Origin of the sequence: Actinophytocola algeriensis (genome assembly GCF_014203735.1) — a bacterium.
Taxonomy (GTDB): domain Bacteria; phylum Actinomycetota; class Actinomycetes; order Mycobacteriales; family Pseudonocardiaceae; genus Actinophytocola; species Actinophytocola algeriensis.
The window spans coordinates 16,655-28,931 of the sequence record NZ_JACHJQ010000003.1; the positions used below are offsets into that span (position 1 = coordinate 16,655).

Here is a 12,277-nt window from a genome sequence, read left to right on the forward strand (position 1 = left end):
GCCTGGTCGCCGAGCCCCCACGTCAGACGCCGTGCGATGCCACCCAAGTCACGCCTCTTTCAGGAGACCGGCCGCGTGCAGTGCGTCCGCCGCCGCGGCCACCGAGGGGAACGGGAGCCGGGCCCGGTCGGCGATCGCGAGCAGGTCGTGGTCACCGTCGGACAGGTTCAGCACCCACAGCATCGCGAGCTGTGCGTCCTTCGCGTCGCTGCGGCCACCGAGCGACTCGTACAGGCCACGCTTGCCGAGCTGCGGCTCCCCGTACGGGCTCAGGTTGACATAGCGCCGGTTCCGGTCGAGGACGTCGACCGCCTCCCGGCACACCGTGAGCGTGTCCACCATGGACTCGGGCGTCACGAAGTCCGGGTTGTCGCCGGAGGTGTGGTACTCCGGGTAGCCCGCGTACGGGGTGCGGGTGAGCGAGCCGACGCCGAGGTTGTAGCCGGGTGAGCAGTACTGGCGCTCGTCGTAGCCGTACGGGGAGAACTCGCGGATCTCGTGTGGACGGTCGCGCAGCACGTGGGCGAGGACGCGGTCGATCTCGGCGTCACCACGGCGGGACTGCTTGTAGGTCAGTGAGCCGCGGTCACCGGCGCAGGCCAGCACGATGCCGTGCTTGACCTTGTCGGCGTCGTTGCGGGCGAGCCACGTGATCGCGCCGATCGTGCCGGGCGCGAAGATGAAACGATAGGTGTGGTACGGGTTCCGCAGCGACTTCGCCAGCTCCACCGCGACCGCCACGCCGGCGAGGTTGTCGTTGGCGAGCGACGGGTGGCACACGTGGCAGGACACGATGACCTCGTCCTCGACCTGCCCGGGCACCACGTGCTCGGCGTAGGTGAGCGACCCGTCCTCGAGCGTCGAGTCGATGACGACCTCGTAGTCGCCGTCCGGCATCGCGTCCAACGTGGACTGTGCGAGGCAGAAACCCCACGTCGGCGCGTAGTAGGAGGTGCGGTACGGGACGAGCCACGGCTGTTCTGGCAGCGTGTGCAGGTGGCTGCGCAGCTCCGACAGCGGCATGGTCCGGTCGACGGGCACGCTGTAGCCGACGACGTGCAGGCTCAGCGCCTGGAAGTCCACGATCCGGCGGCCGTCGCGGGAGATGTGCGCGTCGCGGATGTTCCACTCCTGCGGCACGGTCCAGTCCAGCACCTGCGTCCCCGTCGGCACCTCGTGCACCGTCAGGTCCAGGTGCTCGCCGACGACGGCCAGTGTCTCGCGCAGGCCGTCGCCGGTGATGCTCCGGCACAGCGGGTACAACCGCCGCACCAGAGCGTGCATCCGGTCACCCTCAGCCATGATGTTCGCTCCGCAAGCTGCGCTCAGACATGATGTTCGCTCCGCAAGCTGCGCTCAGACATGATGTTCGCTCCGCAAGCTGCGCTCAGACATGCCTGAGTGTTCCGTCCACCGCGCCCGCCGCGGAGCGGTCGTTCAGCCACGCCAGCCGCGTGAACCGGCGCTCGAAGGCCTCCTTGGTCAGGCCGTGCTTCTGGTACGCCTCGATCAGCTCGACCGCACCCGCCTTGACCGACCACTCGCAGTCGAACCCCGGGATCGCCGCGCGGAAGCGGGAGAAGTCGACGCGGTACGAACGCGGGTCGGCGCCCGCCTCACCCGTGATCCGCAGCGTCGAACCCGGCACTGCCTCGACGACCTCGTTCGCGATCTCCGCGACCGTCACGTTGTTGCGCTCGGTGCCGATGTTGAACGCCTTGTCGTGCACGGCGTCGCGCGGCGCGGTCAGCGCGGCGGCGAACGCACGCGCGATGTCGGCGGCGTGCACGAGTGGCCGCCACGGCGTGCCGTCGGACAGCACCAGCACCTCACCCGACAGGAACGCGTGGCCGACCAGGTTGTTCAGCACGATGTCGGCACGCAGGCGCGGCGAGTAGCCGAACGCGGTGGCGTTGCGCAGGTACACCGGGGTGAAGTCGTCGTCGGCCAGGTCGTGCAGGTCGTCCTCCACCCGCACCTTCGACTCCGCGTACGGGGTCACCGGCCGCAGCGGCGCGTCCTCGCCGACCAGGCCGTCGCCGCCGGACGCGCCGTACACCGAGCACGTCGACGCGTACAGGAACCGGCGGACCCCGGCGTCGCGGGCCAGCCGCGCGAGGCGGGTCGACGCGCGGTGGTTGATGTCGTAGGTGAGGTCCGGCGCGAGCGCGCCGAGCGGGTCGTTCGACAGCGCGGCCAGGTGGATCACCGCGTCGAACCCCTCCACGTGCGACAGCTGCACGTCCCGCAGGTCGACGGTGTGGCCGGGCGGGTCGAGCGGCGCGGGCCCGAGCAGGCACGGCGCGAACAGCCCCGAGTCGAGGCCGTGCACCTCGTGCCCCGCCGCCTTGAGCACCGGCGCCATGACCGTGCCGAGGTAACCCTTGTGTCCGGTGAGCAGCACTCGCATGGCTAGCCCTCCCAATCGAGTGTCAGCTTGTTCACCGAGAACGCCTCCGCGTAGCGCGCCTGGCATTCGATGCCGCGGATGCGCGCGAGCCCGAGGAAGGTCTCCCGGTCGTACCAAGGACGGTGTCGCTGCGAGGCGTAGTGCTGTTGCAGCAGTTCGACTTTTTTCTCGGCGGTTTCCACCGAAAGCGGCTGGTAGGCGGTGGGCCTGCCGAGGTCGGCGTCCCACTTGACGATCTCGTAGCCCAGCGCCAGGTGGTCGCGGTAGACCGTCGGGACGAGCTGGGCCAGGCCGCGGTGGTCCTGGTGCGCGTCCTCGGTGCGGGGCGCGAGGATCAGGTCCGGGTCCGTGTGGCGGCGCAGCTCCTCCAGCGCGGACTTGGCCTCGTCCCAGTGCGCGGGCAGCCGGCCGTCGGGGAGCTTGTGCACGGTCACGTCCAGCGCGGCACCCGGGCAGAACGCCCGCAGCGCCTCCCGTTCCTCCTCCTCGCGTTCCGTGCCGCCGCCGGACAGCACGAGCGCGTCGACCCGCAGGCCCGGGTTGGCCCGGCACAGCGTGAGCAGCGTGCCGCCCGCGCCGATCGCGATGTCGTCGCAGTGCGCTCCCAGCGCGACCACCTTCGTGACGCGCGCCCCCAGACCGATCACGCCGGCACCTGGTCCCACAGCGCCCACGGCTTGACACCGTGCGCGTAGCCGTCGTCGAGCATGGTGCGTTCCTTGACGGTGTCCGTCGGCTGCCAGAAGCCGCGGTACGGGTACGCGCCGAGCCTGCCGCGCTTCGCCAGCTCACCGCAGCCGTCGGCGACGAGGTCGCCGCCCTCCGGGATGTGGTCGAAGACCTCCTGGCGCAGCACGAAGTAGCCGCCGTTCTCCCACAGCGGCATCTCGCTGACCGCCGTGATCGCACCGACCATGCCGTCGGTGCCCATCTCCACGCAGTGGAACGACGACTGCGGCGGCACGACCATCATCTGCGCGCCCGCGCCGGACTTCTCGAACCGGTCGATCATGTCCGGCAGCGGGGCGTCGGTGAGCACGTCCGCGTAGTTGGCGAGGAACATCTCGTCACCGTCCAGGTACTCGCGCACCCGGCGCAGCCGCTCGCCGATGGCCGACTCGATGCCGGTCTGCACGAACGTGATCGTCCAGTCGGCGATGTCGGTGGAGAGCAGCTCCGGCTTGCCGTCCCGCAGGACGAAGTCGTTGGAGGCGGTCTCCTCGTACTCGAGGAAGAACCGCTTGATGTGGTGGGCGCCGTAGCCGAGGCACAGGATGAACTCGGTGTGCCCGAAGTGGGCGTAGTAGCGCATCACGTGCCAGATCAGCGGCCGAGGGCCCACCATGGCCATCGGCTTGGGCACGTCGTCGGCGGCACCGTTGCGCATGCGCATGCCGTAGCCGCCGCAGAACAGCACGACCTTCACGATGCCTCCTCGCAGGCTCCGAGGCATCTCGGCGACCTTGATCCGCTCGCAAGCTCGCTCATGGCTTGACCTCGACGATCTCCAGGTGCGGGATGGGGAAGACGAGCTTTCCGCCCCATTCGCCCACATAGGACAGTTGGGCGGTCAGCTCGGTGCGCAGGTTCCAGGGCAGCACGAGCACGTAGTCCGGCTTGTCCACCGCGATCTGCTCGGGCGGCAGGATCGGGATCCGCGTGCCGGGCGTGTACCGGCCGTGCTTGTACGGGTTGCGGTCCACCGTGTACTGCAGGAGGTCGGGGCGGATGCCGCAGTGGTTGAGCAGCGTGTTGCCCTTGCCTGGCGCGCCGTACCCGACGACGGTCCTGCCCTCGTCGACCGTGTCGACGAGGAAGCGCAGCAGGTCGCGGCGCACCTTCGCCACCCGCTGGGCGAACTCGGCGTACCCGGTCAGCTCGTGCAGGCCCGCGGCCTTCTCGCGGCTCAGCACGTCCAGGACACGCCGCGTCGGTTCGGGAGCACTCTCCGCCGGCTGGGCCAGCAGGCGGATCGACCCGCCGTGCGTCGGCACCAGCTCGACGTCCACAAGGGACAGGCCGCCGCTCGCGAGCGCGCGCTGCGCGGACGCGACCGTGTAGTACTGGAAGTGCTCGTGGTAGATCGTGTCGTACTGGTTCAGCTCGATCAGCGTCAGCAGGTGCTGCACCTCGATCGACACCCAGCCGTCGTCGGCGACCAGCGCGCGCAGCCCCTGGGTGAACCCGACCACGTCCGGGATGTGGGCGTACACGTTGTTGGCGACCACCAAGTCGGCCGGGCCGTGCTCGTCGCGGACCGCCTGGCCCGTCTCCGGCGACAGGAACGCGGTCAGCGTCGGCACGCCCTTGTCGCGCGCCGCTTCCCCCACGTTCACCGACGGCTCGATGCCCAGGCAGCGGATGCCCCCGGCGACCACGTGCTGCAGGAGGTAACCGTCGTTGGACGCGACCTCGACGACGAACTTCGGGTCGATCCGCGCGACCTGCGCGTCGACGAAGTCCTTCGCGTGCCGCACCCAGGAGTCGGAGTACGACGAGAAGTACGCGTACTCGGTGAACGTCTCCTCCGGCGTGATCAGCGGCGGCAGCTGCGCCAGCAGGCACTCCGTGCACAGCTTCAGGTGCAGCGGGTACGTCATCTCGGGTTCGTCGACCGCCTCGGCCGACAGGAACAGCTCGCAGGGTGGAGTGGCGCCGAGGTCGACAACGCTGGCGAGGTTCGTCGAGCCACAGAGTCGGCAGTTCATCGTCAGTAAGCTCCCTGACCACCGAGCACAGCCCGGAAGGTCTTCCACAGGATCATCGCGTCGAGCGCGAGGGACCAGTCCTCCACGTACCGCAGGTCCAACCGGACCGCTTCTTCCCACGGCAGGTCGCTACGCCCGCTGACCTGCCACAACCCGGTCAACCCCGGCTTCACGAGCAGCCGCCGCCGCACGTCCGCCTCGTAGCGGGCGCTCTCCTCCGGCAGCGGTGGCCGTGGCCCCACCAGCGACATGGCGCCGGTCAGGACGTTGAACAGCTGCGGCAGCTCGTCGATCGAGTAGCGCCGCAGGAACGCGCCGACCCTGGTCACCCTGGGGTCGCGGCGCATCTTGAACAGGACACCGGCGCCCTCGTTGGCGTCGGTGAGGTGCTCCTTCAGCCGGTCGGCGTCACGCACCATCGTGCGGAACTTCAGGATCGTGAACTCCTTGCCGTCCTTGCCGACCCTGCGCTGCTTGTAGAACACACCGCCCCGGCTGGTGGCGAGGATCGCGACGCCCGCGCCCACCATGATCGGCACGCCCACCGTCAGCAGCAGGAACGCGCCGATCCGGTCGACCACGCCCTTCACGACGCGGCGGACACCGTTGAACGCGGGCGCGCTGACCCGCAGCAACGGCATGCCGAGGACACCGGACACGTGCAGCCGCGGCCCGGCGACCTCCATCAGCGTCGGCGCCACCACCATCTCCGCGCCGCTGCCCTCGAGCTTCCAGGCGAGCTGCTGCAGCCTGCGGGGCGTCCAGTACGGGTCGGCGGTGATCGCGACGATGCGGTACCCGCCGCGGCGGACGTGGTCGGCCAGCTCGTCGAGCGTGCCGATGACGGACACACCGTCGATCTCCATGCCGCTGTGGCCTCCCGCGCCGCTGTCGCCCGCGCCATCGACGGTGCAGACCGCGTCGACGCGCCACCCGACGTGCGGTGCGGCCTTGGTGCGGGTGATGAGGTCGCGCACGGTGTCGATGCCACCCGCGGCCATCACCGGCAGCAGGCACTCGCCTTCGTACCGGGCCCGGTGCAGGACCTGTCGCAGCAGGTAGCGGGCCAGCAACGCGAACATGGCGGTGGCCGGTATGACGATGAACACCCAGGGCCGGGTCGACACGACCCCGGTCGCGAGCCCGGCGAGCCCGAGCGCGACGGCCCCGGCGAACATGCCACGCCCGAGGCGGACGTACTCGTCGGCGCCCTGCCCGAGGACGGTCGGGTGCCAGGCCCGGTTCATGGCGAGCGAACAGATGACGGAGATCACCGACAGGAAGCCGAGGGTGAGGTCCTTGAACAGCGCGGCCCCACCGACGCTCAGCAGCCCGCCGACGGCCAGCGCTGCCGATATCGTGACCAGGACGTCACTGGTGATTACGTAACGGCGGTACCGGGGTTCCCAGCCTCCGACGGGCGGACGGCTGGGCTCCTGCGGGAGTCGGCGGTTGGCAGACAGGCCCCGCAGGATCACCGGTCTCCGCCGTGGGGCGCCGAGTTGTTGCTCACGCATCGTGGTCCCCCCAGCCTTGTGCGCGCATGCGCGCATGGCGGGTTGATTGGGCGTCCCCGCTTGCCCATGAATGGACTAATGTCGTTGCGATCCAACGATTCGGTTTGCCCCTGCCGTCCCGTGGCCGCGTTCACTGATTCGCTCGGGACACGGGAGCCGTTACACGGACAGTGAGTCGTTCCACCACGAGGAACGGTGCTTACAGGTGGTCAACGGTCAGGTAACCCGCGTGACCAGCCCAGTTTCACAATTGACGGTGGCCTGAATGGTCCGTTCGTGACGTGGCGTACCACTCGTCCGCCGCGGGCTGCCCGTGCAGGTTCCAGCTCCACGACGTGGTCGCCGTGATCCGCACGTAGGTACCCGGGCCGACGAGCCCGGTCCGCTCCTGCGGGGCGCCGGCGGTCCCGTACACCCGAATGCCGCGCGCGACGAAGGGGTCGAGTGAGATGAGGTCGTCGACCACCAGCGCGACCTTGCTGCGGCCCGCGGCGATGTTGCGGATCTTGCGGGTGGTGACGACGGTGGCCCCACCGCCGACCCAGAACCCGGTCTCGTCTGCCTCGAAGGCGACGGGGACCACGTCGGGCTGGGCGTGGGGGTTGAGGGTGGCGAGGCGGGCGAGGGGCTGGCTACGCAGGTAGGCGAGTTCGTCGGGGCTGAACATGGGTGTCTCCTCTCGTCGACACGTACACGAACCGAGCCCGGCGAGATCGACCGATCAGTGCGAGAAATGTGCCCGCCGCCGCGGCGGGGGAGGCGGGGCCTGCCGCTTCGAGGAGGCGGCCGCCGCGATGCCGCCCACGATCACCGCCACGCCACCGACCGCGCACACGATCCACGCGATCGTCAAGACCTGGCTCGTGAGCGCGTCGTAGAAGGACCCGGCCAGCTCCGGCCGCGGACTCCGGGCGGTCACCTGGCTGCGCGCGAGGAACGCGGCCAACACGAGCAGCAACATCATGACCACGAGCCCGATCCCGCCGACGATCAGCACCCGCCCCTTCCGCGCGGCGATCAGCACGCCGCCGAGCAGCAGGGCCAGCGCCACGATCGGCAGGATGACGCTGAGCGTCTCGAGCAGGTCGAACGCGGGCACCAGCTGCCGCACCGCGGGGCGGGAGATCAGCTCCACGTTCGCGTTGATCTGGGGAATCTGCGCCGCGAACGGCACCCCCTCGGTGGTCATGCGGTCGCGGAGCTGGGTGGTGACGTCCCCGAGGTCCAGGACGATCGCGTCACCCTGGACGCTCAGGCTGCCGCTCTCCTCGCCGCGCAGCATGGCGAGCACCTCCGGGTGGGCCTCCTTGTTCACGGAGAGCCACAGCTGCCGGAACTCGGCACTCTTGACGAACGTGTCCACGCTCTGGTCGACCAGCGGCTTCGCCGACGCCGGCACCTTGTCCCCGAGGGCCGCGTCGATCTGCGACGCCACGGACTGCTGGATGGCGGGGTCGTCGGCGAGCGGTTCGACGGCGTCGAGGTACCGCTGCTGGTCGGTCACCTCCCCGACGAGCGCGTAGGCCGCCACCGCGGGCGCGGCGAGCAGACACCCGAGCAGGACGAGGATGGTGCCGAAGGTGGTGCGCACGCGCGCACCCTAGCGGCTCTCACCCGGCCAAGTCGCTGACCGAAGGAGCCGCACAGCAATACGGGCTCCGGAGAGACCCGGAGCCCGTACGAGAGAGTGTGGCCAGGGGCGGGATCGAACCGCCGACCTACCGCTTTTCAGGCGGTCGCTCATACCAACTGAGCTACCTGGCCGGAAAACCAAAAGTGGCCCACCACCCCAACCGAGGTATGGACCACGCTTGGCCAGAAGTTCCGTGAGGAACTTCCGCGACCCTGACGGGACTCGAACCCGCGACCTTCGCCGTGACAGGGCGACGCGCTAACCAACTGCGCCACAGGGCCTTGCTTGTACAACGGTACTGCGTGCTCCCAACGGGATTCGAACCCGCGCTGCCGCCTTGAAAGGGCGGAGTCCTAGGCCGCTAGACGATGGGAGCCCGGTCCCGCTTGGAGCATCGAAAGCATATGACATGCCCCCGGGCCCCTACAAAGCGGGTATCCGAACACCCTTTCACCTGCGACAACCGGCCGGCGGAACCGCGTGCCGGCCGGTCGACGTCGTCAGCGGCGGACCGGTGGGATGCCATCCTCTCCGGGCGCGAGGCCCAGCATGTCCAGCAGTTCTCGGCAGTCCTCGACGCTCTGTGCGCTGCGAGCCACGGCGAGCTGTGCACGGCGCACCTGCTCGTCGGACACGCGTGAGGTCTCGCCGCTCCGCTGGGCCGGCACACCGCCGTTGCCGAAATTGAGGGCGGTGTCCCTTGACTCGTGCTGCAACAGGAAGTCACGGACTTCGACTGGGCCGCTCATGTCGCCTCCCCGACCATCAGGTTTCGGGGAAGGCTATGAGACTCGGGGCCATTACCACAGCCCCCCGAGGAGTGAATCCGCCCCCCACGGATAGTAGTCGTGGCCGATCAGCCTCCCGGTCACACCCGTCGGGACCTACAGAACCGCTTGACTCAGATCACCCGAATGGCCGCAGTCGATCATCGACCACCCCATGGTGACGTCGCCTGAGTAGAGAGGCTGATCGAGCTACCCCCGATCGATCCGCCTGCGACCAGCGGTGACGGCATTTCGAGCAAGGCGACCCATGTGGGGGACGCCTGCTCCCTCAAGCGCGGCGCGCCGCGGGTCGAAGCCATAGATGGGAGGCCGTACGAGAAAGGACACCTGAGACCAGTGCCCATGCACACGATCTACAACGTGTACCGGGTCGCCGGCATGACCTGCGACCACTGCGCCAACTCGGTCACCGAGGAGCTGTCAGGGCTCGCCAACGTCACGGACGTGGACGTGAACCTGTCCACCGGCTCGGTGACGATCACGAGCGCCGACGAGCTGAGCCGCCCGCGCGTGGCGGCGGCCGTGGCCTCGGCAGGCCACCGGCTTGCCGACTGAAACGTTGTGACTCCACCTTCGGGATCGGTCCACAAGAAACCGGCACGTCCGGCCGAACCTGGCCCTTGGTGGAACTTCCGTCCGGCAGACCCGGCATAGCCGCTGGTCACCGGGCCGCAGGGTGGAGATTTGAGCGCCGCGGCGAACACCAGGTGAATAGTTCTCTAGATTTTTCACCTTTGCCCTCTCCCCCCGGGCGCGTGCGCGTGCAACAATCGACTCGCTGACACACCCCCGGTCAGCGCCTGTGGAGATCCCCTCCGGCCCCCGCGTTCCTCCCCCTGGCGCGGGGGCCTCTCCATGTCCGCACCCGGTTTGCGCAGCACAAATACCCACAGTGACGCAACCCTTACGCGTGATTTGGGTTGCTTTGCTGGTGAGACCGCAATCCGTTCGTTATTCTTCCCAGGTGCTTTTCACCGGACGTAGTCGACCAAGCGCCAAGGCGGCGGCAGATCGTGCCGACGCCGGGCGTCATCGCACCGAGGTGGAGCAGGGTGAGGCCCTGCCGGACCACGAACTCGAGTCGTACCTGGCCGCTCTTTCCCCCGAGGGCGACCCCGAGACGACGGGCTCAGGCCGCCGCTTCGGTGGGTCGCAGGTCTACCAGCTGCGCATGTCGCTGATGGCGAACGAGCAGCTGCGTGAGATCGCGGCACACAACCAGACCTCGCCACTCGCGCTCGCCCAGGAGTGGGTGATGCAGCGCCTCGAGTGGGAGGCACAGCAGCTTCCCCGCCGCTGAACCGACCGCAAGCCCCGACAACCCACGCAAGACAACGCTGAGCCCGAGCAACGCTGAGCCCGAGCAACACGAAGGGCCCCGGTCGCACCCGACCGGGGCCCTTCGGCGCTGAGCTACCTACAGTGCGCGCACGTTCGTCGCCTGGGGACCCTTCGTGCCCTGCCCAACCTCGAACTCGACACGCTGGTTCTCCTCCAGGGTGCGGAAACCCTTGCCCTGGATCTCCGAGTAGTGCACGAAGACGTCGTCGCCGCCCTCGTCAACGGCGATGAAGCCGAAGCCCTTCTCGGAGTTGAACCACTTCACTGTGCCCTGTGCCATCCGCCTGCCTCCGTCGCAGGATAAGCATGGGGTTGCACCATGCAACCCCGGCAGCCCCTCGGGCGTTCCTCCGTCAACTCCGACGGACAAGCGGCACGCCCGCGTTTGTACGTTCCGCGAGCGTGTAAAGCACGAACACAGAAACTACTAACGGCCTGCGCGGCAGAGCGTAGCGCGACGACCACTCGCGGCACTACTACTTGCACACGGCTGATTACACCCCCGATTCGATAGCCGCTGGCTGCGGCCGGGCGAACCTGCGTGATCTGCATCACATACGAACGAGCCAACGTATATCCACCCAAAGGCGTCGAAACAGATGTGAGCTTGACGCAGTGGCGTGAACAGGGGGAATCGATGGGTGGACGGTGGTCTCGGTGGGTGCCGAGAGCAGTTCTGGCAGCGGGGGTCGTGGCTGTCCTGGGGTTGACGGCCTGCAGTTCCGGCGACGACGCCGCGAGCCCGTTCGGCGACAAGCAGACGTCCTCGGACACTCCCGCGGGGCAGGCGGCGCCCAAACCGCCCGCGAAGATCACGCTCACGCCGACGTCCGGCGCGGTGGACGTCTCGCCAGTGGCGCCGGTGAACGTGACGGTCGCCGACGGCACCATCGAAGCGCTGACGCTGACCAACCCGACCGGCAAGCAGGTCGTCGGGCAGCTGTCGGCGGACAAGACGTCCTGGGCGGTCGGTGAGCCGCTCGGCTACGGCAAGACCTACACGTGGGCGGGCACCGCGAAGGGCACGGACGGCAAGACCGCGCCGATCTCGGGGTCCTTCACCACGGTCACCCCCGCCGGGCAGGTCGACGCGTCGCTGAACGTCGGCGACGGCAAGACCTACGGCGTCGCGATGCCGATCGCCGTGAAGTTCGAGCGCGACGTCACCGACAAGGCCACGGTGCAGAAGGCCATGACGGTCACGACGTCCGTGCCGACCGAGGGCGCGTGGGCGTGGCTGGACGACCGCACCGCGCACTGGCGGCCCAAGACGTACTGGGCGCCGGGCACGCAGGTCAACCTGGTGGCGAAGCTGTACGGCACCCCGTTCGGCGACGGCAAGTACGGCGCCGAGGACCGGACCGCGCACTTCACCATCGGCCGCTCGCAGATCGTGCAGGCCAACACGCAGACGCACCGCCTCGTGGTCATCCGCGACGGCGTGCAGGTGGCGGACTTCCCGGCGAGCTACGGGCTGGAGTCCGACCCCGGCCGCGTCACCCACAGCGGCACGCACGTGGTGATGTCGAAGCACGAGACGTACTCGATGACCAACCCGAAGTACAACTACGAGAACGTGGTCGTGCCGTGGGCGGTCCGGATCTCTAACAACGGCGAGTTCATCCACGGGTACGCGCCGTCGATCTGGGCGCAGGGCAAGCAGAACGTGTCGCACGGCTGCGCGAACCTGGCGCCGGAGAACGCGAAGATCTACTTCGACAGCGCGATGACCGGTGACCCGGTCGAGATCGTCGGCAGCACCGAACAGCTCGGCGCCGAGGACGGCGACTACTACGACTGGGCCCTGACCTGGGACCAGTGGCTGGCCAAGTCCGCCGTGTGACCACCGAAGCCGCGTCAATCATCTATGGTGTCGCCCC

At 68.8% G+C, this 12,277-nt stretch carries 13 protein-coding genes and 3 tRNA genes; 3 read left to right on the top strand and 13 right to left on the bottom strand.

The annotated features are described in order from the left end of the window. Positions 1-48 precede the first annotated feature (48 nt). The 12 genes from FHR82_RS12325 to FHR82_RS12380 all read right to left on the bottom strand — a co-directional run bounded on the left by FHR82_RS12325 (position 49) and on the right by FHR82_RS12380 (position 9,017). Positions 49-1,302, bottom strand: coding sequence for a DUF4910 domain-containing protein (locus tag FHR82_RS12325; protein ID WP_184810528.1), 1,254 nt, complete (start codon positions 1,300-1,302; stop codon positions 49-51). Positions 1,303-1,387: 85 nt separating this feature from the next. Next, positions 1,388-2,410, bottom strand: coding sequence for an NAD-dependent epimerase/dehydratase family protein (locus FHR82_RS12330; RefSeq protein ID WP_184810529.1), 1,023 nt, complete (start codon positions 2,408-2,410; stop codon positions 1,388-1,390). Between the two features lie 2 nt (positions 2,411-2,412). Then, positions 2,413-3,057, bottom strand: coding sequence for a PIG-L deacetylase family protein (locus FHR82_RS12335; protein ID WP_184810530.1), 645 nt, complete (start codon positions 3,055-3,057; stop codon positions 2,413-2,415). Then, a complete protein-coding gene (locus tag FHR82_RS12340) occupies positions 3,054-3,836 on the bottom strand; it encodes a glycosyltransferase family protein (RefSeq protein WP_184810531.1) in 783 nt (260 codons plus the stop codon). Before FHR82_RS12340 ends, FHR82_RS12335 begins: the two co-directional genes overlap by 4 nt. A 58-nt stretch (positions 3,837-3,894) precedes the next feature. Continuing rightward, the gene (locus tag FHR82_RS12345; RefSeq protein ID WP_184810532.1) at positions 3,895-5,118 is read right to left on the bottom strand and encodes a class I SAM-dependent methyltransferase; all 1,224 of its coding nucleotides are present in this window, start codon (positions 5,116-5,118) and stop codon (positions 3,895-3,897) included. A gap of 2 nt (positions 5,119-5,120) precedes the next feature. Further along, positions 5,121-6,635: a sugar transferase gene (locus FHR82_RS12350; RefSeq protein ID WP_184810533.1), complete on the bottom strand. Its 1,515-nt coding sequence runs from the start codon at positions 6,633-6,635 to the stop codon at positions 5,121-5,123. Between the two features lie 244 nt (positions 6,636-6,879). Next, on the bottom strand, positions 6,880-7,302 hold the full coding sequence (locus tag FHR82_RS12355; RefSeq protein ID WP_184810534.1) for a PPOX class F420-dependent oxidoreductase: 423 nt from the start codon (positions 7,300-7,302) through the stop codon (positions 6,880-6,882). 54 nt (positions 7,303-7,356) lie between these two features. Further along, positions 7,357-8,226 (bottom strand): hypothetical protein, encoded by an 870-nt coding sequence (locus FHR82_RS12360; protein ID WP_184810535.1) that lies wholly within the window; start codon positions 8,224-8,226, stop codon positions 7,357-7,359. A 99-nt stretch (positions 8,227-8,325) separates the two neighbouring features. Continuing rightward, positions 8,326-8,399: transfer RNA gene (locus FHR82_RS12365), tRNA-Phe, on the bottom strand. Between the two features lie 76 nt (positions 8,400-8,475). Further along, positions 8,476-8,549 (bottom strand) — tRNA-Asp (locus FHR82_RS12370). Between the two features lie 22 nt (positions 8,550-8,571). Then, positions 8,572-8,644: transfer RNA gene (locus tag FHR82_RS12375), tRNA-Glu, on the bottom strand. A 124-nt stretch (positions 8,645-8,768) separates the two neighbouring features. Continuing rightward, entirely contained in the window at positions 8,769-9,017 is a 249-nt protein-coding gene (locus FHR82_RS12380) for a hypothetical protein (protein WP_184810536.1), read from the bottom strand. A 381-nt stretch (positions 9,018-9,398) separates the two neighbouring features. Here FHR82_RS12380 and FHR82_RS12385 point away from each other — a divergent pair, with 381 nt between their 5' ends. Both FHR82_RS12385 and FHR82_RS45995 read left to right on the top strand, forming a co-directional pair. Then, positions 9,399-9,611 (top strand): heavy-metal-associated domain-containing protein, encoded by a 213-nt coding sequence (locus FHR82_RS12385; protein ID WP_184810537.1) that lies wholly within the window; start codon positions 9,399-9,401, stop codon positions 9,609-9,611. 487 nt (positions 9,612-10,098) lie between these two features. Further along, positions 10,099-10,356: a hypothetical protein gene (locus FHR82_RS45995; RefSeq protein WP_311771036.1), complete on the top strand. Its 258-nt coding sequence runs from the start codon at positions 10,099-10,101 to the stop codon at positions 10,354-10,356. A 117-nt stretch (positions 10,357-10,473) separates the two neighbouring features. Here the strand turns inward: FHR82_RS45995 and FHR82_RS12395 are convergent, their stop codons facing one another. Then, entirely contained in the window at positions 10,474-10,677 is a 204-nt protein-coding gene (locus tag FHR82_RS12395) for a cold-shock protein (protein ID WP_133905397.1), read from the bottom strand. Between the two features lie 357 nt (positions 10,678-11,034). On the opposite strand from FHR82_RS12395, the gene FHR82_RS12400 reads away from it, so the two are divergent. Then, positions 11,035-12,240: a L,D-transpeptidase gene (locus FHR82_RS12400; RefSeq protein WP_184810539.1), complete on the top strand. Its 1,206-nt coding sequence runs from the start codon at positions 11,035-11,037 to the stop codon at positions 12,238-12,240. Positions 12,241-12,277: the final 37 nt, after the last annotated feature.

Excerpts from the sequence above, each read along its gene's own strand:
- FHR82_RS12380 (WP_184810536.1), bottom strand. The coding sequence starts at position 9,017 with ATGAGCGGCCCAGTCGAAGTCCGTGACTTCCTGTTGCAGCACGAGTCA.
- FHR82_RS12395 (WP_133905397.1), bottom strand. The coding sequence starts at position 10,677 with ATGGCACAGGGCACAGTGAAGTGGTTCAACTCCGAGAAGGGCTTCGGC.
- FHR82_RS12330 (WP_184810529.1), bottom strand. The coding sequence starts at position 2,410 with ATGCGAGTGCTGCTCACCGGACACAAGGGTTACCTCGGCACGGTCATG.
- FHR82_RS12350 (WP_184810533.1), bottom strand. The coding sequence starts at position 6,635 with ATGCGTGAGCAACAACTCGGCGCCCCACGGCGGAGACCGGTGATCCTG.
- FHR82_RS12345 (WP_184810532.1), bottom strand. The coding sequence starts at position 5,118 with ATGAACTGCCGACTCTGTGGCTCGACGAACCTCGCCAGCGTTGTCGAC.
- FHR82_RS12400 (WP_184810539.1), top strand. The coding sequence starts at position 11,035 with ATGGGTGGACGGTGGTCTCGGTGGGTGCCGAGAGCAGTTCTGGCAGCG.
- FHR82_RS12355 (WP_184810534.1), bottom strand. The coding sequence starts at position 7,302 with ATGTTCAGCCCCGACGAACTCGCCTACCTGCGTAGCCAGCCCCTCGCC.
- FHR82_RS12325 (WP_184810528.1), bottom strand. The coding sequence starts at position 1,302 with ATGGCTGAGGGTGACCGGATGCACGCTCTGGTGCGGCGGTTGTACCCG.
- FHR82_RS12385 (WP_184810537.1), top strand. The coding sequence starts at position 9,399 with ATGCACACGATCTACAACGTGTACCGGGTCGCCGGCATGACCTGCGAC.